At 62.3% G+C, this 22,349-nt stretch carries 9 protein-coding genes; 1 reads left to right on the top strand and 8 read right to left on the bottom strand.

Annotation, left to right across the window (positions count from 1 at the left end; genetic code table 11):
- The 7 genes from JQ629_RS02825 to JQ629_RS02795 form a co-directional block, all read right to left on the bottom strand.
- Nucleotides 1–4,877, bottom strand: a 4,877-nt coding sequence (locus JQ629_RS02825; protein WP_212411002.1) for a non-ribosomal peptide synthetase, incomplete at its 3' end; no start/stop codon positions are given.
- 2 nt (nt 4,878–4,879) lie between these two features.
- Nucleotides 4,880–14,662 (bottom strand): non-ribosomal peptide synthetase, encoded by a 9,783-nt coding sequence (locus JQ629_RS02820; protein ID WP_212411001.1) that lies wholly within the window; start codon nt 14,660–14,662, stop codon nt 4,880–4,882.
- 51 nt (nt 14,663–14,713) lie between these two features.
- Entirely contained in the window at nt 14,714–15,682 is a 969-nt protein-coding gene (locus tag JQ629_RS02815) for a TauD/TfdA family dioxygenase (protein ID WP_212386180.1), read from the bottom strand.
- Entirely contained in the window at nt 15,651–16,406 is a 756-nt protein-coding gene (locus tag JQ629_RS02810; RefSeq protein ID WP_212411000.1) for a thioesterase II family protein, read from the bottom strand. Before JQ629_RS02810 ends, JQ629_RS02815 begins: the two co-directional genes overlap by 32 nt.
- 20 nt (nt 16,407–16,426) lie before the next feature.
- On the bottom strand, nt 16,427–16,657 hold the full coding sequence (locus JQ629_RS02805; RefSeq protein WP_212410999.1) for an MbtH family protein: 231 nt from the start codon (nt 16,655–16,657) through the stop codon (nt 16,427–16,429).
- Nucleotides 16,658–17,031: 374 nt separating this feature from the next.
- Complete coding sequence (locus JQ629_RS02800; protein WP_212410998.1) at nt 17,032–19,368, bottom strand: TonB-dependent receptor; 2,337 nt, start codon at nt 19,366–19,368, stop codon at nt 17,032–17,034.
- Between the two features lie 239 nt (nt 19,369–19,607).
- Nucleotides 19,608–20,756: an amidohydrolase gene (locus JQ629_RS02795; RefSeq protein WP_212411033.1), complete on the bottom strand. Its 1,149-nt coding sequence runs from the start codon at nt 20,754–20,756 to the stop codon at nt 19,608–19,610.
- 417 nt (nt 20,757–21,173) lie between these two features.
- Between JQ629_RS02795 and JQ629_RS02790 the strand changes: the two genes are divergently transcribed.
- Nucleotides 21,174–21,533 (top strand): hypothetical protein, encoded by a 360-nt coding sequence (locus tag JQ629_RS02790; RefSeq protein WP_212410996.1) that lies wholly within the window; start codon nt 21,174–21,176, stop codon nt 21,531–21,533.
- A gap of 97 nt (nt 21,534–21,630) precedes the next feature.
- On the opposite strand, the gene JQ629_RS02785 is transcribed toward JQ629_RS02790, so the two are convergent.
- A complete protein-coding gene (locus JQ629_RS02785) occupies nt 21,631–21,936 on the bottom strand; it encodes a hypothetical protein (RefSeq protein WP_212410994.1) in 306 nt (101 codons plus the stop codon).
- Between the last annotated feature and the right edge of the window lie 413 nt (nt 21,937–22,349).

The following is a 22,349-nucleotide window of genomic DNA, read 5'->3' as shown; positions in this document are numbered from 1 at the left end:
GCCAGCCTGTTGGCGCGCGTGTTCAGCTCGCCATAGCTCAGCTCCGCATCGCCAAACACCAGCGCGATCGCATCCGGGGACCGGCGAACCTGCTCTTCGAACTGCGCATGAAGGCAGCGGTCTCGCAGATACCCGGCGTCCGCCCGATTCCACGTATCGAGCAGGAGTTCGCGCTCCTCAGGCGGCAAAATGTCGAGTTGCCGGACAGGAAACTGCGGCCGTCGCTCCAGATTATCGGCCAGTTGCTCGAGCGCATGCTGCATCAACGCGCAGACGCGTTCAGGCGACAGCGGATGGATCACTTGCGCCGTCAGACCCAGTGCCTGACCGTAATCCTCGACCGACAGCATCAAGGGGTAATTGGTACGCTCTTCGCCGCCAAGCCACTCGATGCCGTCGACACCGGCGGCGGTCTCATCCGCGGTCGAGCCGGCCGGCATGGCGTTATGACGGTAGTTCAGGATCGAACTGAACAAGGGGGCCGGCGCCGCAACCTTGCTGCATCGCTGCGCAAGCGCTAGCGAGGCGTGCTCATGCGCCATCAGTTCGGCGAGCCGGGCATGCGCACGGCGGACGCTGTCTTCGACCGCGGTGCCGTCGAGGTCCAGCCGCAGCGGCAATGTGTTGATGAACAGGCCCATGGTGCGGTCGCCACCGGCGCCGGCCTGCATGCGGCCGAACAGCACCGTGCCGAACACGACGTGCTCGCGACCGCTGCTCCGCGCCACCACCTGACCCCAAGCCAGATGGCAGAGACTGGCGAGGCTTACACCGAGACGCCGCGCCTGAACCCGCAGCCGTCCGTTGAGCGATTGCGACAGCGTTCGCCGGGCTTCCGCCACGCCACGGCCGTCGCCGTGCACCCTGTCCAAACCAAACGGCGTGGTCGGTTCATCGATATCCGACAGCATGCTGCGGAAAAAACGCTCATGCCCGGCCGCAGCTTCCGCTCCCCGCGTCTGGGCTACGAGATTTCGGAACGGATACGAAGCCGGCAGTTCATGACCACGCCCGGACAATATCTTCCGGACTTCGTCATGCATCACCTCCAGGGTGGAATGATCGCCGATCAGGTGATGCAGCAAGACCAGCAGCAGCCAGCGATCCTTGCCGGCATCCCGGGCCACCGCAAAGCGCAATAGCGGTGCCTGGCCAAGATCGATCCTGTTTCGTCGCGGATCAAAACGCTGCGCAAGCTGTTCGTGCGCCGGGCTTTCGCGGTCCAGCTCGACCTCGGTGACGATCAACGGAGCCTGTCGCCAGACCACCTGCACCGGGGTGGACAGCCCCTCCCATTCAATCGAGGTGCGAAGAATGTCGTGACGATCGATCACCTGCCGAACGGCTGCGAGATAGCGCTCGAGCAAATCGCGGTTTGCAAACGCCATCTGGCCGACGAGCAGATAGGGGTCGCCCTCCACTGCCAGCAGGTGGTGAAACAGGATGCCGTCCTGAAGCGGCGATAATCCGTAGATATCCTGGATGTTGGCAACGCCACCAGGAACCTTCGCCGCGATCCTGTCGATGTCGGGTTGCTCGAGCGCGATCAAGGGCAACATCCCAGGTGTAATCGCAACAGCCTGAATCGGGATCAGGTTGGCCGGCACGTCAGCCGCGCCGCCACCATCAAGGCTCGCCGCGAAATCAGCCAGCACCGGTTTGGCGAACAGCGTGCGCACGTCCGCGCTGAGCGAATGCCGCTGCAACCGCTCCAGCATGCGGACTGCGAGCAGCGAGTGGCCGCCGAGTTCAAAGAAATGATCGTTCCGCCCAATGCGCTCGACGCCGAGCAGCTCGGTCCAGACCGTGGCAACCGTTTCTTCGCGTTCGTCTTGCGGTGCTTCATAGTTTCGGCGCACGAAGGCATCGTCCTCAGGCGACGGCAGCGCCTTTCGATCGACCTTTCCGTTCGGCGTGAGCGGCAACGCTCCCAGGCGCACGAAAGCCGACGGCACCATATACTCCGGCAAGCAGGCGCGGAGGTGGCTGCGCATTGCAGCCGCGAAATCGCCGCCGTCGTCATCCGGCGCCGACGGCACCACATAGGCAACCAGCCGCTGGTCGCCGTCGTGATCCTGGCGCGCCAGCACCACCGCATCGGCCACGCCGGCGTGCTCGTTCAGGCGAAATTCGATCTCGCCCAACTCGATGCGGAAGCCGCGGATCTTGACCTGATGGTCATTGCGGCCGAGGAACTCGATATTGCCACCCGGCAAATAGCGGCCGAGATCGCCGGTGCGATACATCCGCGCCCCTGCTTCACCGCTAAAGGGATCGAACACGAAGCGTTCCGCGGTCAGATCGGCGCGATTGAGATACCCGCGGGCGACCCCGGCTCCGCCGACATAGATCTCGCCGATCGCCCCGAGCGGAACCGGCGCACCGAACCTGTCCAGCAGATAAACCTGCGCATTCGGAAGCGGTCGACCGATCGGGACGACGCCGCCTTCAAAGTCCATCGGCCGCAGCCAGGTTGTGGCACAGACGGTTATCTCTGTGGGGCCGTAACCGTTAAAAACGGCCACACCTGACGGGACACCCTTGATCAACTCGGCCTTGGGCAATTCACCGGCGAGGACAAGCACCTGCAGCGATGCCAGGCGATCAAGGTCCGTGCGCCCCTGGAGCAAGGCCGGCGGCAGGGTCGCGTGCGTAATACCGTTGTGTGCCAGATAATCCAGCAGCTCCGCCGCGTTGCGATGCTCTCGCGGGCCGAGCAGAAACAATTCGGCCCCGGAGCACAGCGCCATGACGATTTCCCAGGTGCTGGCGTCAAAGCTGAAGGAAGCGAACTGAACGACGCGACTGCGCGCGGAAACTTCAAACAGCGCCCGTTGGGCGAGCGCCAGGTTTACCGCACCGCGATGCTCGACCATCACGCCTTTAGGCGTTCCGGTCGAACCCGACGTATAGATAATGTAGGCAAGATGACGCGATGTCAGGCCCGCGACCTCCGGATTTGATTTCGCCAACCCGGCGATAACAGGTGCGGCCGCCTCCAGATCAACGATCTCGCAGGTCGTATTTGCGAGCGCCGCGCGCCCGGCATCGTCGCAAATCAGTAATTTTGGCTTTGCGTCATCGACGATCTGCCGCAACCGTTCGGACGGATAGACGGGATCCAGCGGCAGATAGGCGGCGCCCGCCTTGAGTACGGCCAGCAGGCTGACGACCATGGCGATGCCGCGTTCCAGGCAGATCGCGACCGGCTGGTCCGGACCCGCGCCCCGTTCGATCAGATAGTGCGCGAGCTGGTTGGCCCTTGCATCCAGTTCGCCGTAACTCAGGCGGAGATTCTCATACGCCAGCGCAGTGGCATCGGGTACCTTTCGGACCTGCTCGGCGAACAATTCGTGGACGCAATGTTCGGACGGGTACGGCGTAGCGGTCTGGTTCCAGGTCTCCAGAACGAGTTCGCGCTCTTCGACATCAGCCAGATCGATCCGGTCGACGACCTGACCCGCATCAGCGACCATGGCTCGCAGCATGGCAAGCAGATAGTCCCGATGACGCTCGACGGTTGCCCCGTCAAACAGTGCCGTCGCGTAGTTCAGGGCCCCGACGATGCGGCCGTCGGTCTCACTCAGGTTGAGCTCAAGATCGAACTTGATCTCGCTCAGAGCAGTGTCCGTGATCTCGGCTTTCAGGCCCGGCAATTCAAACGTTGCCGCCTCGTTATTCTGCCAGGCGAACACGACCTGAAACACCGGGGCATGGTCCAGACGCCGCGGCGGCTGGATGATCTCGACGAGTTGCTCGAACGGCAAATCCTGATGGTCCTGAGCCGCCAGCGTCGCACCGCGCACGCGGCTCAGCAGCTCCGCCACGTCAGGTTCGCTCGACAAATCGACGCGGAGCGCCAGCATATTGACGAAGAAGCCGACCAGACCCTCGATTTCACGCCGGTTGCGATTGGCCGTCGGCGCACCGATCACGACATCGCTCTGACCTGACAGCCTCGACAACACAGCCGCCCATGCCGCCAGCACCGTCATGAATGCGGTCGTGCGATGAGATTGGATTAGCTGCTTGATGCCACGGGCAAGCTCGGCGTCGATCTCGATCGGCAATGACACGCCGGCGAGAGACCTGACCGGCTGTCGCGGCCGATCGGTCGGCAGTTCGAGCAAGGCCGGCGCACCCGCCAGCGTCTGCCGCCAATGGTCGACCTGCCGCTGCAATCGTTCGCCCGCAAGCCACTGGCGTTGCCAGGCGGCATAGTCAGGATACTGAATCGGCAGCGCCGGTAGCGGATCGCCCTCGCCGGCCATGAAGGCGCGATACAAGGCGCTCAGCTCGCGCACGAGCACACCAATGGACCAGCCGTCCGAAACGATATGGTGCTGGGTCAGCAGGAACAGATATTCGCACTCCCTGATCCGGATGAGACGACTGCGGATCAACGGCCCTTCGGAGAGATCGAAGGACGTATTCGCCTCGTCACCGCACAGGCGCTCAAGCACCTGCTCGCGCTCCGGTTCGGCCCGCAAATCATGTACGAGCAAAGGCAGGCCCTGACCGGCAGGCAACAGCTCGACGCTGGGCTGTCCATCGGCAACACGAAAAATGCTACGCAGGGATTCGTGACGCGCAAACAGCTGGTCCAGACTGCGACGCCAGGCGGTAACGTCGAGATCGCCCGAGAGGCGCAGCGCGCCGCGAATGTGATAGTTGGTGCTGGTGCCGTCGAGTTGCGTCAGCAGCCAAAGCCGTTGCTGCGCAAAGGACAATGCAAGCGGCCCGTCGCGCGGCACCGCCGGTATCGAGACGGGTTCTCCCCTGTTGGCGTTGCGGCTCCGGCTTTTGGCCAGCGCCAGGAGTTTTTTCAATCCTTCTGCATCCAGCTCCCGCAAATCGGGTTTCAATAAATCTGCCATTGTCACAATCCCGATGCGATCAGATCTTGAAGTTCTTCTGCATCGAACTCGCGTTCGATCAGCCTGATCGAAACGATCCGGGCGAACTGGGCGAGCTCCGGATGAACGAACAGATCCGAAATCTGGATCGACACGCCGAGATCCTGCGACACCCGGCTGAGCAGCCGCACTGCGAGCAGTGAGTGTCCGCCGAGTTCGAAGAAATGATCATTGCGTCCGATCCGTTCGACGCCCAGCAACTCGGTCCAGATCTCCGCCAGCGCGATCTCGATTTCGTCCTCGGGCGCCGCATAGCGGCGGCGCGCCGCAGCATGTTCGTCTGGCGGCGGCAGCGCCCGCCGATCGACTTTGCCGTTCGGGGTCAGCGGCAGTTGCTCGAGCACCACGATTGTCGTGGGAACCATGTAGTCGGGCAGCATGGCCGACAACGCCTGGCGCAGCACCTGGCCGTCCAGCGTCCGCTCGCCGCTGGTGTAGGCGATCAACTGACGTCCCGCCCTTGTGTCGCGCGTCACCACGACAGCAGCGGCTACGCCGCGCTGCTCCAGCAAGCGCGCTTCGATCTCTCCCAGTTCGATCCGGAAACCGCGAATCTTCACTTGGTGGTCCGCGCGCCCGACATATTCGATCACGCCGTCCGCCCGCCACCGCGCCAAATCACCGGTCCGGTAGAGACGCCCGCCATTACCGCCGAACGGATCCGGAATGAACCGTTCCGCCGTCAGTGCGCCGCGCTTCAGATAGCCGCGCGCCAGCCCCACGCCACCGAGGAACAGCTCGCCCATTACGCCGGCGGGGACCATGTTGAGTTCAGCGTCGAGAATGTAGGCGGACCGGAGACCAACGGGCCGTCCGATCGGCGCGTACTGACCCGGCGTCAACGTCGCCTCGTCGACAGTCCATGCCGTCGGCGCGATCACCGTCTCGGTCGGACCATAGGCGTTGATCAGAAGACCGACATTGACGGCCCGACGAAACGCCCTGATTCCCGTATCCGACCATGCCTCGCCGCCCACGATGCAGACTCTCAGCGAAAGGCGTCGGCCGCTGTGCCGTAACGCCTCACTCAACTGGTCGGCGTAGGCCGGAGGCAGGAAGAGCACCGTGACCGAATTACGCTCGATTTCGCCAACCAGGTCGTCGATCAGCAGACCTGGCCTGGACGGCAGGACGAGCGATCCGCCTGTCATCAGCGGCACCAACCATCTTTCGTGGGCGATGTCGAAGTTGATCGAGGCCGACTGAAACTCCCGATCGCCTGAGTTCATGCCGTACAGCCGGCCGATCGCCTCGCAATGCATGGCGAGCGGTCCGTGCGAGACTGCCACGCCCTTCGGTGTTCCCGTCGAACCCGAGGTGTAGATCACATAGGCCAGGCTGTCCGGGTGGATTTCGACATCGAGATTGCTTGCATCGTCACCGGCGCGCCACTGCTGCGGCTCGTCCAGACGCAAGGCCTCGACCCCGGTGTCGCGGAGCACTGGCGCAAGACGCTTGAGCAGCGCGCTTTCCGTCAATACCAACTTCGTCGCACTGTCGCGCAGCATGTGGGCGAGGCGATCGTCCGGATAGTCCGGATCGAGTGGAAGATAGGCGCCGCCGGCCTTCAGGACCGCCAGCAGCGCGACCATCATGTCCGGGCTGCGTGCCAGCGCCAGGCCGACCAGGCGATCCGGACCAATGCCCCACCGACGAAGCCGTCGCGCCAGCCGGTTCGCGCGGGCGTTCAACTCACCATAGCTGACGGACGCATCGCCCCACACCAGCGCGACCGACGAAGGCGCCTGCGCGGCACGCGCCTCGATCTGCGCAACGACGCCGACATAGGAAGATCGCGATGCCGCCAAGTTCGAGGCACAGCTCCAGTCCAGAATTCGCCTTGCTTCATCATGGTCGGGCAATCCGATATCACCCACCGGCCGCTCGGCATTGGCCGTGATCTGCTCCAGCAATCCGCGCAAGCTGTCGCGCAGACGCCCGATCCCGGCTCCGTCAAAACGGGCCCGGTCGTAATTGAACTCCAGATTGAGCGCATCCGCTCCGGCGAACACCGCGACCGCCAGCGCATAGTTGGTGGGCGTGACGTGCTCCACGCGCCCGAGGCGAGGACCGCCCTCGCCGGTTTTCCGCAACGCTTCATCGATCGGATAATTTTCGAACACCAGGATGCTGTCGAACAGGGTCTGCCCGGCATGACCGGCAAGACGCTGGATCTCGTACAGCGTCGTCCAGCCGTGCTCGCGCAAGGCCAGGTTCTGCTCCTGCAACTGGCGCAGCCAATCGCCGACACTGGCTTCCGGGTTTGGTGTGTCGACGATCGGCAGCGTGTTGATGAACAAGCCGACCATCTCCTCGGAGCCTGCCAGTTCCGCCGGACGGCCCGATACCGTCACCCCGAACGAGATTGCGCCCTGCCCCGAACGCCGCCGCAACAGCTGCGCCCACGCTCCTTGAATGAGCGTGTTAAGGGTCACGCGCTCTCGCTTCGCAAATGACTTCAACCGTTCGGTCAGCTCTGCGCTCACCGCAAGCGCGATGCTGGCATGACCTTTGGCCTCCGGCGCCATGCCGTTCGATGCCAGCGCATTCGCCAGCAAGGTTGGCGTATCCAGCTTTCCCAGCGCATCACGCCAGAACGTGGCTGCCGCTGCATGATCCCTGCCCTGCAGCCACGCGATATAGTCGCGATAGTTGCCTTGCACCGTCGGCAGCGTGCCGCCGCTCACATGCTGCAGCACCTCCGCAACCAGCCGCGCCGAGCTCCAGCCGTCGATAAAGATGTGATGATGGGTCCAGATCAGCCAGTGCCTGGCGTCATCGAGCCGGATCAAGCGCACCCGCTGCAGTGGGGGGCGCGAGACATCAAAACCGTTTTCGCGCTCACGCCGAGATACTTCGGCCAGCGCGGCATTCAGCTCGGCGCGTTCGCCGCCGCCATCCAGCGCCGCCGCCCGATCGCGCCAATCTTCCTCGACAAAGGGCACCGCCACATGGCGATACACCACCTGCTGCGCTGAGCCCGACAAATGCTCCCAGACAAAGCCGGTCCGCAATGCGGCGTGCCGGTCACTCACCGCCTGCCACGCAGCTTTCAGCTTGCCGGCATCGAAGCCAAACACTTCGAGCCCGACCTGGTTCACATAGACGTCGTCAGCACCATCCCGGAGCGCGTGGAACAGCATGCCTTGCTGCATCGGCGAAAGCGGATAGATGTCCTCGACACCGCGCAGGTCCAGAACAGTCCCCAGCCTGTCCAGATCGGCCTGGTCAAGGCCGGACAACGCAACGTCGGACGGCGTAAAGCCGGATGCACCGCTACAGCAATGCGTCACCAGTTCACGCAGGACAGTCTCGTACATTTGCGCCAACCGTTCGACCGTCTCCCGCCGATAACGCTTGCGCCCGTATCCAATGGACAGAAGCAAACATCCCTCGCGCACCTGACCCGTGATATTCAGACAACCTCTGAGATGACCTGCATCACTACGTGATGGGCCTGAACTCTCAGGTGCGAAGTCGAAAAGCGAGGAAGCACCTACGCTGCCATCAAACCGGCCGAGATAGTTGAACACGATCTGCGGCTCCGCCAGTCGCGCCAGCGCACTGCGCTGCTCCTCGGAACCGAGATAGCGCAACACGCCGTAACCAATTCCACGGTTCGGGACGGCGCGGAGTTCTTCCTTGACCGATTTGATCAGTGATGCGTCGTCGCTTGATCCACCATGGAGCCGCACCGGGAACGCTGTTGTAAACCAGCCCACCGTGCGGGAAATATCCGTCGCGGGAAAAATGTCCTCACGGCCATGCCCCTCGAGTTCGATCGTCAAATCTTCGAGCCCGCACCAGCGCGAGACAGCGCGCACCAGGCTCGCCAGCAACAGATCATTGACCTGCGTCCGATAGGCGGATGGCGCTTGCTGCAGCAGCCTCGACGTCAATTCGGTATCGAGTACCAGCGGCACCTCTTCGCCGTCCCCGACGAGATCCGGATCACCGTGATCATTATCGCATGGCAGGTCGGCACCCGCTCCGCGCGCGAGCCAGAACGACAGCTCATCGGCAAGCTCCGGGGTGGCCGCATAGGCGTGCAGCCGCTCCCCCCACGACGCATAGGTTTCGCTCTTCGGCGGCAGCGAGACAGTCGCAGCGCCCTGCTTCAGCTGGCCATAAGCTGCGGCCAGGTCTTCCAGGAGAACCCGCCACGACACGCCGTCAACCGCCAGATGATGAATCGCGATCAGCAGTCGTTGACTGCCATCGGCAAGATCCATTGCTGCCGCGCGCAACAAGGGCCCCGATGACAGCGACAGGCTCGCCTGCGCGGCAGAAGCAATCGCCGTGACCTGCGCAGCGTCGCCGACATCGGTGCGAACCCACACCAATTCCGACGGCGCCGGCGCTGCGCCATATTCTGCCCGCCACGTGCGGTCTACCTGCTCGAACCGCAAGCGCAGGGCATCATGATGATCCACGACCGCAGCGAGCGCACGTCGCAGCAGCTCCCAGTCCAGCCGCGATTGCGGGACCAGCAGCACGGCCTGGTTCCAGTGATTCCGGTTGCCGGCGTTCTCATCGAAGAAACGGGTCTGGATCGGCAGCAGGCGATGCCCGCCGGTTACCCGGTCGCTCCCGGCGATGGTCTCCGCCTTCGACTTCTCTCTCCTTGCGACAGGCACCGCTGTGATCGTCGCTACCGTTGCCAGGCGCGCCACGGTTTGCTGTCCAAAGACCTGTTTCGGCGTCAGACGAATGCCACGCTTGCGCAGCCGCGCGATGATCTGCAGGCTGAGAATTGAATCGCCGCCGAGTTCAAAGAAATTGTCGTTGCGGCCAATTTGCTCCCGGCCGAGCACCTCGCGCCAGATCGCAGCGATTGCCTCCTCGGTCTCTCCCTCGGGGGCCGCGTAGTTCGCGACAACCGTGTCTTGATCCGGCTCCGGCAGCGCCTTGCGATCCACCTTGCCGTTTGGCGTGAGCGGCAGGCGCTCCAGCAGAACGACGCGCGACGGCACCATGTATTCCGGCAGGACGGCAGCCAGTTGCTGCTTGGTTGCCTCCGCCGTCGGCGCCATGCCGGAGCGGGGAACGCAGTACGCGACGAGCTCCTGCCGTTCGGCGCCTGTCCCGATGGCGCGGGCAATCACCACCGCGTCGTCGATCTCCTGCAACGCCTTGACCGCGCGCGCCACCTCGCCAAGCTCGACGCGATAGCCACGCAGCTTGATCTGATCGTCGCCACGGCCGAGGAACACCAACCGCCCCGACTGATCGCAACGAACCCGATCCCCGGTCCTGTAGAGCCGCTCTCCGGCCGGTCCGAACGGATTCGGGATAAAGCGTTCGGCGGTCAGCCCAGGCTGACCACGATAGCCCCGCGCGAGCCCGGCACCTCCGATATAGAGTTCACCGGTGACGCCGATCGGCACCTCGCTTAGCGTGTCGTCCAGCACATGGGCGCGCAAATTAGCGAGCGGCAAGCCGATCGGAACCGGACCTGCCTCACCTGCAGGCTCCCATTCATGCGTAACCGCCCCGACCGTCGTTTCCGTCGGACCATAGTGATTGAGAATTCGGCATTGCGGCCGCAATTGACGGATTTCGTTCAACAGATCAGCGTCGCAGGCCTCACCGCCGAGAATCAGGACATCGCGGGGCAAGAGATCGGCCGAGCGTGACACCTGCAACAGGCCGCGCAGATGACTGGGCACGATCTTGAGAATGCCGACGTCACCATCCCGCATCGCCTTCGCAAACAAATCCGCATCGAGGATGGCTTCTGGAGCCAATAGATTCAGCGTCGCCCCGGAGGCAAGTGCGCCGAACAGCACGGTGTGGCCGAGATCGGCCGCGACGGTAGAAACCATCGCCATGCTTGCACTCGGCGACGGCTGCACGCGTTGCAGCAGGGCCTGGACATAATTGGCCAGCGCACCGTGCGACACGGCGACGCCCTTGGGCGCCCCGGTCGATCCCGACGTGTAGATCACATAAGCGGTCTGCGCCGGATGGATCGTGCTGCCCGGAGGCGCGCTCGACAATTCTTCAGAGGTGGCGTCGGCGTCCGCATCGAGCACAAGGCAATCAAGCGTAAGCGCCTCGGCCAGCTTCTCACCGGACGCCAACACGATCTCGATCCCGCCATCCGCCAGGATGCCTCGGACCCGTTCCACCGGCCATTTCGGATCGAGCGGCACATAGGCACCGCCTGCCTTGAGCACGCCGAGCAGCGCCGTCACGAAGCCCGGCGAGCGCTCGATCCAGAGCCCAACAGGCGTTTCCCGTGTCACGCCCCTGGCAGCGAGCATGCGCGCGATACCCTCCGACTTCCGCTCGAGGTCCGCGAAAGTCAGTCTCTCGCTGCCGCATTGGATGGCAACCGCGGTCTGTCGATCGGCCGTCGAGGCGCGATAAAGACTGACCACATCGCTGCATCGGAACGCAGCGGTCTGGCTCGGCACCAGCTGCCGATTCGCATCGTCGATGACGAAGTCCGACACAAGGCGTTCTGCGTCTTCCGCGATCTGGCGGAGCAGCGAGCCGAACTGTGTCGCCAGCCGCGAGATCGTCGCGGCGTCGAAAAGATCGGTGGCGTAGTTGAAGGTCGCCTTCATGCCATTGGCGCCATCGACGATATCAAGCGCGAGATCGAAATGCGAACCCGCGAGGTCCAGGATGTCGATCTCGGCAGCAAGTCCTTCGACGCCGTCAAATCCGCTCGGCGCCTTCATATAGTTGAACTTCGCCTGGAACAGCGGGTTATGACCACCGCTGCGTTCAGGCCGCAGACCATCGACCAGCATCTCGAACGGAAGATCCTGATGGGAGAGCGCATCGATCACCGCTCCCTTGACCTGTTGGAGCAGGTCCGGGAACGTCGCTCCATCGATGATCTCGGCACGCAGCACCAGCGTATTGACGAAGCAACCGATCAATCGTTCGAGCTGCGCGTGACGACGCCCGGCTACGGGCACACCGACGCGCACATCGCTCTGGCCCGTATAGCGATATAGCAGCCCCTGATACGCAGCGAGCAGCAGCATGAAGACGCTCGCGCGATGTTTTCCCGCGATCTCGCGGAGCCGGGCGGCCAACGCACCGTCGATCGTAACGCCGATCGTATCTCCGCCATGGCTTTGCGCCGCCAGACGCGGCCGATCATGAGGCAGAGCCAGCACCGGGTGCATGTCACCCAGCTTTGAACGCCAATAAGCCAGCTGCCGGTCTGCCTCACCTCCCGCAAGCCAATCGCGTTGCCAGCTTGCGAAATCCGCATATTGAACCATCGGCACCGGCGGCGGACCGACGCCCTCCCGGATGAAGCTGCGATAAAGCCCCGCCAACTCCTGGAGCATCACGTCGAGCGACCAGCCATCGACGACAATGTGGTGGGCCAGCAGCAACAGTTCGTGCTCATCGTCTGCAAACTGCAACAGGGTCGCCCGCAACAACGGCCCATTGACGAGATCGAACGGTTTGGCGAGTGCGGACTGACCGAGCCCCGCGGCGTGTTCGGCACGGGCGTGCGCGGGATATGGGCGGAGATCCTTGTGCCGGATGGCAACACTCAGCGAGCGATGAACCACCTGCTCTGCGCGGCCTTCGTGCGCGGCAAACGTGGTGCGCAACACCTCATGGCGCTGGACGATTTCCGCAATCGCCCGCGACAAGGCGGCATGATCGAGCTTTCCTTTCAGACGGACCGTGCTGGCAACCGTGTAGGCCGTTCCGCCGGGGTCCATGTTCCAGAGAAACCACAGCCGTTCCTGGGCATGGGACAAGATCATGCGGCTTGCCGGCGCCGCCCGCTGGATCGGCGGGAGAGCCCGCCCCGCGCCTTCACCCACCAGGGTATCGATCCGCCCCGCGAAGGCTGCGAGCGTCGGCGCATCGAAGAAGCTGCGCAATTCCAGCTCTACGCCGAAACGTTCGCGGATCGCGGCGGCGGTCTGTCCGGCCGTGATCGAGTTTCCGCCCAATACGAAGAAATCGTCCTCTCGGTGGACAGCCTGCACGCCGAGCGCGTCGCGCCAGATCGACGCCAGGGCACGCTCGGTATCGCCCGCGGGCACCGTCAATGCGGCGCCATCGCGACGGCGCCCTCTTTCGAAGACCATGAAACTGTCGAGCGTGTTGTCGGCCCAACGCGCGCTGCAGGCCGAACGCTGCAGCTTCCCGCTGGTCGTCAGCGGCATCCCCTGCGGGTTCAACAGGATGATGACAGCCGGATATTCCTGAGCCTGTCGAAGCACAGCCTCGCCGATGGCTTGCGCAAGAGCTTCGGGATCGCTGCGCCTGAGAACAACACGGCTGAACTCGGCCGCGACTCCAATGCTTTCCCGTCCGTCGATCTCGACCGCAAACGCGGCCACCCGGCCGCTGCGAACCAGCTTGACGTCGGCCTCCACCGCCTGCTCGACGTCCGTCGGATAGACGTTCTGACCGCGAACGATCAGGAGATCCTTGAGCCGGCCGGTGACGACCAGCGTGCCGTCCTGAACGAAGCCGAGATCTCCGGTGCGCAGCCAGCGCATGCCATTCCGTTCGACGAATGCCTTGGACGTGGCTTCCGGATTATTCCAATACCCGAGCGCAACGCTGGGACCGGCGACCCAGATCTCGCCGACCTCGTCAGCCTCTGTGACCGTCGATCCATCCGTGCGCATGATGCGCGTGACATGATCGCCGACCGTTTGACCGCAGGCAACCAGGTCGGTGCCTTCACCGGCGTTCGCAATACGACCCGCCGCGAGCGCCGCTGTATCGAGCGTATGGCTGACGGATTCGGTCGTTGGGCTTCCTGCCGTCACCAGCAGCGTCGCCTCAGCCAGTCCGTAGCAGGCGGTTAACGCACGTCGATCAAAACCGGTCCGCTCAAATCGTTCGCCGAATCTCTGAAGCGTGGTTTTGCGGACAAACTCCGAGCCGGAGAATGCGAATCTCCAACGGCTCAGGTCGAGCCGGCCGATCGTGTCATCGGAAACCCGATCGGCACACAACGCGTAGGCAAAATCGGGTCCACCGCTCAACGTTCCGCCGTGACGGTCGATAGCCTCAAGCCACCGTCGAGGCCGCTCGAGAAAATTGCGCGGCGACATCAAGACAGCGGTAAAGCCGGTGAACAGTGGATTCAGCAGTCCACCGATTAGTCCCATGTCGTGATAGAGCGGCAGCCAGCTGACGAAAACATCGTCGAGCGTTCCTCCTGCGACGGCCTGGATGGCCTTCTCGTTAGCCGTCAAATTGGCGTGCGAGACGCAAACTCCCTTCGGTTGCGACGTCGACCCCGACGTGTATTGCAGGAAAGCGACAGCATTCGCCGCAGGACTTGTCTCTCGCCATTGCGCAGCGAATTCAGACGAAACCGCATCAACCTCGATAATCCGGACATTGGCCTGTTCGGGGAGCGCCGCCTCTACGACAGCACGCAGATTTGTTTCCGTCAGAATGAAGCGCGGCGTCGCGTCGCGCAGAATGCCGTTGAGGCGACCTGCATAGCGATCGGCAGCACCTTCAGGCGGATACGCCGGAACCGCGATCACACCCGCGTACAGACACGCATAGAATGCCACGGCATAGTCGAGCCCGCTGGGCAGCAGGATGACCGCCCGCTCGCCGGCGCCGCCCAATTGTTGCAACCGGGACGCGACGGCGCGAACCCTTGTATCGAGAGCGGCGAATGTCAATTCGCCGGCGACATCATCGCCTTCGAGGAAGCGCAACGCCACCCGATCCGGACGCAACGCTGCGTGGCCGCGTAGTCGTTCGACGAGACTGTCTTGATACATTTTCTCGAAATCCAGTCCGGAAATCCCCGCCTCGCGCGCAGCGAGGGACGATCAGCTCTGCCGATGCGCCTCGGCCATGGCGACGATCACCTTGCGCGGGCCCTTGAACGGTGCGCGCGCATGCGCGGTGAGCATGTTGTCGAGCATGACGACATCGCCGGCCTGCCAGGGAAAGCTGATCTTGTGCGCCTCCAGCACGTTGCGCACGGTGGTCAGCGTCTCGTCGTCGATCGGCGCCCCGTCGCCGTAGAACACGTTGCGCGGCAGCTCGACCTCGTCGCCGACAACGTCGAGCAAGCTCTCACGCACCTCCGGCTCGAGATTCGAGACGTGAAACAGATGAGCCTGATTGAACCAGACCCAGTCGCCCGTTACGGGGTGACGAGCCGTGCCCTGGCAGATCTGGCGCGTCCGCAGCTCGCCGTCTTCTTTCCATTCACAGTCGATGTCATGGCGGGCGCAATAGGCCTCGACCTCCGACCTGGAATCGGTGCCGAACACCTGCTGCCAGTCGACATCGAGGCCGTTGCCGTAATTGCGGACATACATCACGCCCTTCTCGGCGAAACGCTCCCGAATGGCTGACGGCATGTCTCGATGGATCGCGCGGCTGTCGGCGATCGGCGTCTCGCCACCCTCTTGTGCCGGCTGCATGCAATAGAACCAGATCTTCATCGGCCAATCCCTTGTATAGGCCTGCTCGTTATGTAGCGGAATATGCTGGTGCGGCGGGTATTCGGTGGACGTGTAGACGCCGGAAGTGACCTGCGAGCGCGGCGTCGATCCGAACTCGTAGCTGAGCAGCGGATGGCCAAAATCGGCCGCGAAAGCCCGGAACGCGTCGGGGCCATCGAGAGAGAAGTCACGAAACACGATGCCGCCGCAATCGGTCAAATGCCGGTCGATGGTATCGCGCAGCATCGGAAGCGCCGCGCCGAGCGGCTGCCCGGCCTTGTCGGCCTTCAGCAACAACGGAAGGCTCTTGCCTTCAACGAGTGGCAGGACGGAGAATGCGCTCATGATCCTTGCTCCAATGCGAACCCATCGACCGTCCCGATTGCCGGGCCAGGGCCGAGCCGACCAGGTCGAGCAGTTCGGCTTGCTGCGTGTGAATGAAGAAGTGATGTCCCGGCAGCATGTCGAGCGCGAATTCGGCTGAGGTCTCCTGCTGCCAGGCTTCCAGCGACTGGCGGCTGGTCTCGTCGTCGATGCCGCCGAAGATGTGGACGGGACACGGCAGCGGACGCCGCGGCCGATAGGTATAGGCGCCGCACATCAGGAAATCGGCGCGCAGCACCGGCAGCGCCGATCGCATGAGTTCCGCATTCGCCAGTGCTTCGTCGGGCGTCCCCTGAAGATTGCGCAGTTCCTTCAGCAGCGCTTCGTCGCTCAGCGGCAGGCGCCATTTGCTTCCGTCTCGAACGGCCGGCGCCTCCGTGCCCGACCCGAAGACGATGGCCGGCGCGGATGCGCCGCGATCGAGCAGGCTGTGGGCAACCTCAAACCCAATCAGCGCGCCGAGGCTGTGCCCGAACAGCGCATAAGGACCATCAAGCTGTGCGTCGATCTCTGCGGCCAGTTGCGCGGCGAGTGCTCGCGGATCGGTCGCCAATGGCTCGTCCATCCGCGCGCCGCGTCCGGGCCACTCGACCGGCCGGACGTCGATCCAAGCGGGCAGCAGCCTGCGCCACCGCGCATAGAACATGGCGCTGCCGCCGGAGTATGGCAGACAAAAAAGCCGCATCGGAAGACGGGCTCCGCTTGCTAAGCCGATTTCGGCGCAGGAGGCGCTTCGTCCATGAATTTGCGCAGCGTCAGGGGACGCATGTCGGTCCACACCTGCTCGATGTGATCCAGGCATTCCTTCTTGGTGCCGGTCTTGCCGACTGCCGTCCAACCGTTTGGAATGTCCTTGAACGTCGGCCAGATCGAATATTGCTCTTCGTGATTGACGACGACGGTGAAGGTGACGTCGTCTCTGTCAAAAACCATCATGGCCGGCACCTTTCAGAAAAACGAAGCAACGGCGTCTGACTAGGTCAGAAGCAAATGATGGTCAAAGCAATATCGGCGACGCAGTTTTTAATAGCTCCAAGGTGGCGCGTTAGTGGAAAATACAACCTCCGCGCAGCGACCGGGCGCGCGCGGCAAGTGACTGATTTGCAAGGCGATCCGTATTTTGTCGAATTCTAATCTTCATGCTGGAACATTTTTCGTTCTCGATAAACGCGCACTAACTCTCGGCATTTTTTCATCACATTGTCATCAACTCCGCCGAATGCGAACGGCGCGACATCCGAACAGGAAAATGCCGCCGCGGATGAAATCCGCGACGGCACTTGTTGTCGGCGATGAAAGCGACGCAGCGCTCAGAAGTTGAACGTCGTCGACACCAGATAGGTACGCGGCGCGCCTAGCGATACGGCGCTACTGACCGTACGATAAGAGTTCCAGTACGCCTCGTTGAAGACGTTCTCGACATTGGCGCGAATGACGATCGGCTTGCCGTTCCAGGGAGACAGGAATGTGTAGCGCGCACCGAGGTCAACCCGCGTCCATGACGGCAACTCCTGCGTATTCGCATCGTTGGCGTAGCTCTCGCTGGTATAAATGACCCGACTCGTCAGCGTGAGCCCGTTCAGGAAAGGCGTGTCCCATTCGGTGCCGAAGTTGATATTGACCGCCGACACACCGACAGGTGTTTTGCCATTGTAGTTGAAAATCGATGCTCCGACCGAGGTCGATTGCCGAACCACTTCGCCATCGATCAAAGTCACACCACCCAGGACCCGAATCGTGGGCGTCACCTCACCGAAGACATACAGCTCCATGCCACGATTGCGCTGCTCGCCGGACAGTCGCCTTGCGGGCAGGGCCTGCCCCGGCACGGCAACTGCTATCGCGTTCGGGCTGGTGATATCGAACACGCTCGCCGTGGCGGTGATGCGGCCCATATCGATCTTGACGCCGGCCTCCATCTGCTTGGTCTGAGCGGGCGGGAGGATTTCTCCGATATTCGAGTACGTCGTGGCTCCGGCGACGACTTCCGGCGCCTTCAGTCCTTCGATGTAATTGGCGTAAAGCGCGATGTTTTCCAGCGGCTTCACGATGACTGCATAGCCGGGACTCCACGTCGGAACTTCAACGCTAGATGGGATGCCTGTCAGGCGGTTTAGACTGTCCGCGCCCGCCGTCTGTCGCCTGGCCCCAACGATCACCTGAAGTCGATTGTTGAACATCGACATCGTGTCGGCGATGCCGACACTGCTAAGCTTTGTCTGGCTTTCGAGATTCTGGACGATGGTGGCGAAGTTCGGGTACGGGATCGCGACCGGGTTATACAGATTTGAATTGACCGCCGCGCCTGCCCTGCCGAACGAGTTGTAGTCGCGCTCGAAGGCGGAGTAGTTGACCGTCACGAGGTGGTTGATGGGACCGGTGTCGACCGAGGCGCGAACGCCGACCTCACCCGCATAATTGTCATAGACATCGCGTCCATTGAAGGGCGCGGCCGTCCAGGCGCCGTTGGCGTTCGTGATGCGCGGCGATGGGTAGATGTAGTCGATCTCGCTCTTATGGTACCCGACCGCGCCATATACAGTGACCGAATCGGTCAGATCGACCTCGCCGCGTGCCATCGCGAACGCATCCCTGGGCTTCCATGTCGCCCAGTCCGGCATGTAATTGGTGCCGGGCTTCGGCAAGGCTGGAACCGGAATGGTGGTCGCAAACGGAGGGCTGGTGGTGAACGTCAGGAACCGCAGCGGCGGGTTCAGATTTTCGGCCTGATAACCGAGATCCGTGGAGAAGCGCACACGCTCGCCACGGTAATCCATATTGAGCACGGCATTGCCGATCTGGTCGGTCTGCCGGTCGAACGCGGTCTGTCCGCCTCCTCCACCGCCATTGAATCTGATTCCGAACTCCTTGTTCTCGCCGTAGCGCCGCGCCACATCGACCAGCGCTCCGACTTGAGACTTGGATATGTATCTGGTTGTCAGCTGCGTGATGTCGTAGTCGGGAGCGCTCTTCGTTACCAGGTTAATGCTTCCTCCGACGGCCCCTGCGGGCGGCATGCCGTTCAGCAGTACGCCCGGCCCCTTCAGAACCTCGACCCGCTCAAGGTAATTCGCCGAAGTTGAATAGAACGGTGCCATGCCATAGAGGCCGTTCATGGAATAGTCGCCGCTGTCGTAGTAGAAGCCGCGAATATAGGCGCCGTCGATGCCGTTGCCGCTGGGCGTCTTCATCCGGACCGAGGGATCGTTCATCAGGACGTCGCCGACAGTGCGCGCCTGCTGGTTTTGAATCGTCTGCGCGGTATAGCTGGTCTGGTTGAACGGCGTGTTCATGACGCCGCGATTGCCTAGAAATCCGAGCTGGGATCCCGTCGCAACCTGCCCGCCCGCATAGGGGGCGGGAGGTGCACCGAGAGCTCCGGTCGAAGGTGTCAGATACGGCACCGGCTCGACGCGGCGAAGCGGCGGCGCGGCGACGCGGCGTTGCACGCGCGACGTGGACGTTTGCGTCCTTCGTGCCGCGGGCCGCGCCCGCTGCTGCTGCGTCGGGGCATCCACCGTGACGGGCGGCAAGCTCTGCGCGAACGCTTTCTGACCGCTGGCAAAATCGAGCGAAAGAGCAAGATAACTTACCGCGCCCAGCGAAACAGCGCGCACAACATTTCTGGTCGCAATCTTATACGTCATACTTCCACCCCAAAGCCCGTAAGCAGGTCCCTGAGGCCGTTCTATCTTCGCGAGTGGAAACAGCGAGTAGAAGCTATCTAAGGTAACGCTATGCGCGCACAACAGATTGCATCAGTGGCGATCGAGCAACACCGCGCAGTTTCTAATCGTTCTAAACTATACCTGAGTTTTTAAGCGTTCTAAATTTGCAAGCTGCGCGCGAAATTCAATCACGTGCGTGACGTCAGCTGCGCGCCAACTCATCCCAACAGATTACGTAATGCACGGATGAAGACCCGCGAGCCGATTTCGATCAATTCGTCCGGAAAATCATAGTCCGGCTGATGCAGGCCGGGATGCCGCGTGCCCGCCCCCAGGAAAAACATCGCGGCCTTTGACCGGTAGTTGAAACGTCCAAAATCCTCCGACCCCCGCATCGGCAGCCCCTGCCCGGAATACGGCACGCCCTCTGCCTCCAGCGCGCTCCGGAGATGGACGACGGCCTCCGCGTCATTCATGCAATGATTGAACACATCGCGATAGATGATCTCCGCCTTCAGACCTTCGCTTGCCGCCACGCTCTGGACCAGGCTTTCGGCCTGCGCGCGAAGGGCGTCCATTTTCGAATCGGTCAGCGTCCTGAGTGTCGCCCAGACCTCGGCATGACCGGGCGAGATGCCGAACGCCGGTTCTCCCAACCTCGCATGGGTGACCGTCACCATGGAGAAATCTTCGTCGAGCGCCCCGCCTCGTCCGAGCGCGCTGACCTCACCCAATAGTCTGGCGATTGCGGCTTGCGGCGAAACACCGAGTTCGGGGCTCGACGCGTGCGAGGTTCGCCCGGACAGTTTGATCTGCATACCGCGAGAGGCGCAGTTGACCAGCCCCTCAGCGATCGAAACTTGCCCAAGCGGAAGTCCCGGCAAATTGTGCAACGAGAACACAAAATCGGGCTGCACCTGCTCAAACTTCTCGTCGGCGAGGACAGCAGCGGCGCCAGATCCATCCTCTTCCGCCGGTTGAAACAGCAGTACGGCCCGCCCTCGTTGCGGGCGCTGACGATCCAAGCCGCGCGCCACCGCCGCCAAAATCGTCATGTGACCGTCGTGACCGCAAAGATGCGCTTTTCCTGGTTCCGACGACCGATACGGCAGAGCCGAGATCTCCTGAATCGGCAATCCATCCAGCTCGGCGCGAAGCATGATCGTCGGCCCTGGTGCATCTCCTTGGTAGATCCCGAGCAGGCCATGCCCGCCAAGTCCCGTGACGACCTTGTCGGCACCAGTTGCATGGAGAAGCGCCTGCACTGCTTGCGCGGTCTTCTCTTCCTGCCCTGACAATTCGGGCTTGCTGTGGAGCCGGTGCCGCCACGCAATCAGTTCCGTCAATTCCCGCTCAGCCAAAAACATGCTCATGCTCATCACGTTCAGCTCAATAGGCCCCGATTTCGGGCGTTGATCATGACATCACATAACACCAGGGACGAGTCGCAAGGACAGGAACCTGATCGTTGTCACTCACATCAGGACGATCGCATAGGGTGAAGTCGATCTTGAATCGATCAAAATTTGGTATCGAACCAAGCTTAGAACAATTTGAAAGAACCATCGAAAACGATCCAGACGGCTCGCTCGCCCTGCTTAAAAACCCAGTCATTGGAGCAACAAGCCGAACATCCTGTCACCATTAGAAATATTCCAAACCTCTCCTGCAAGGCACACGCATGAATGCGCCGTAAGATTTGACGCAACCGCGCTTTTTTGCGAGCAGACCTAGAAGCGATCCAATTCAGCCTGCCCGTCATGTCAAAGGTGAGTCTGTCTCATATGGCCAAGACAAAGAGCACGACCGTTAAACCTGAACCAGCTTTGCCGGATCGGATCATTCAGTTGACGGAAAATGCGCCGTACGCACCGTTGGTGGTACGGCACACGGCCGATCGCGCTGCTTTCCTGCCGGAAATACTGTCGTTGCACACAAAGCACGAGCTTTCGGAAATACCCGGGCTTGGGAAGGCGTCGATCGCAACGATCGAGGTCTGGCTGGCCGAGCATGGGCGCAGGTTGCGAATGCCCGGCGAAAGCCTCGATGCCGTCATTTGCCATTTTGGCGCCAGGCGCAGGCACACCGGCGAGCACAAGCTCGGGGCGCGCCTTCGATCCGCCCCCGTCGATCACCGGCCGTGAACATGACAATATTTCCGAAGCAGACGGCGGGATCAACGTAGACGGCGGCGTTCAAAGCCAACCGCTACGCACAAGGTCGGCCGGGGTCGCGCATGACTCATGCACGTCCGACGGCTTGCATGACGCGCAAGTCACTGGACGGGACAGTCTGTGTTTTCGCTGCCAGCGCCGCCTGCAAAGCCTCGACATCGGCACGCAGATTCGGCTTCCAGCCGCAGGGACAACCATCATCACAACGATGCTGATCGGCGACTTCCCTGTAGACGGCTCCGAGCGCGGACGCGGCAAGGCGCATGACGGTCATGGGCGGCAGCTGGGTGGTACGAAGGACATCGCAGAAGGCCGTCATAATGGACCGATGCATCTCTGCGCCGGCAGATTCGCTATCCGTGTCTGATTGCATGACTGCTCGGATCCTCTTCCTTGTTCGCGCCCATGGCGGGCGGCCGCGAAGGCCACAATGTGCTCAGAGAAACGCACCCTGCGCGACCAACGTCAGCGCCGGACAATCGATACGCCCTGACGTGATTGCCATCAAGCGACCGACTGCGTTTCAAAATTTGAATGGCTCGAAACTCCGGACACAAACCCGTGCAGGAATAATTCGACCGCCATAGCCGCGCATTCCTGCGGGGCGTGAGTTTTTGTCGTCCCGGCGAAGGCCGGGACCCATACCGCGTGATCTCTCGATAGAGGCTCGGTAACAGAGACCGTTCGCAAAACTTCTTCCTGTGGTTATGGGTCCCGGCTCAAGGCCGGGACGACGGCGGTGATTGTAGACGCGCAATTATTCAAAACGTGAGTTCGCCTTCTCGC

It is taken from the genome of Bradyrhizobium sp. AUGA SZCCT0222, assembly GCF_018130205.1.
GTDB lineage: Bacteria > Pseudomonadota > Alphaproteobacteria > Rhizobiales > Xanthobacteraceae > Bradyrhizobium.
This window is presented reverse-complemented; position numbering and strand designations above follow the sequence as displayed.

Excerpts from the sequence above, each read along its gene's own strand:
- JQ629_RS02800 (WP_212410998.1), bottom strand. The coding sequence starts at position 19,368 with ATGACGTATAAGATTGCGACCAGAAATGTTGTGCGCGCTGTTTCGCTG.
- JQ629_RS02785 (WP_212410994.1), bottom strand. The coding sequence starts at position 21,936 with ATGCAATCAGACACGGATAGCGAATCTGCCGGCGCAGAGATGCATCGG.
- JQ629_RS02810 (WP_212411000.1), bottom strand. The coding sequence starts at position 16,406 with ATGCGGCTTTTTTGTCTGCCATACTCCGGCGGCAGCGCCATGTTCTAT.
- JQ629_RS02805 (WP_212410999.1), bottom strand. The coding sequence starts at position 16,657 with ATGATGGTTTTTGACAGAGACGACGTCACCTTCACCGTCGTCGTCAAT.
- JQ629_RS02815 (WP_212386180.1), bottom strand. The coding sequence starts at position 15,682 with ATGAGCGCATTCTCCGTCCTGCCACTCGTTGAAGGCAAGAGCCTTCCG.
- JQ629_RS02820 (WP_212411001.1), bottom strand. The coding sequence starts at position 14,662 with ATGTATCAAGACAGTCTCGTCGAACGACTACGCGGCCACGCAGCGTTG.
- JQ629_RS02790 (WP_212410996.1), top strand. The coding sequence starts at position 21,174 with ATGGCCAAGACAAAGAGCACGACCGTTAAACCTGAACCAGCTTTGCCG.
- JQ629_RS02795 (WP_212411033.1), bottom strand. The coding sequence starts at position 20,756 with ATGTTTTTGGCTGAGCGGGAATTGACGGAACTGATTGCGTGGCGGCAC.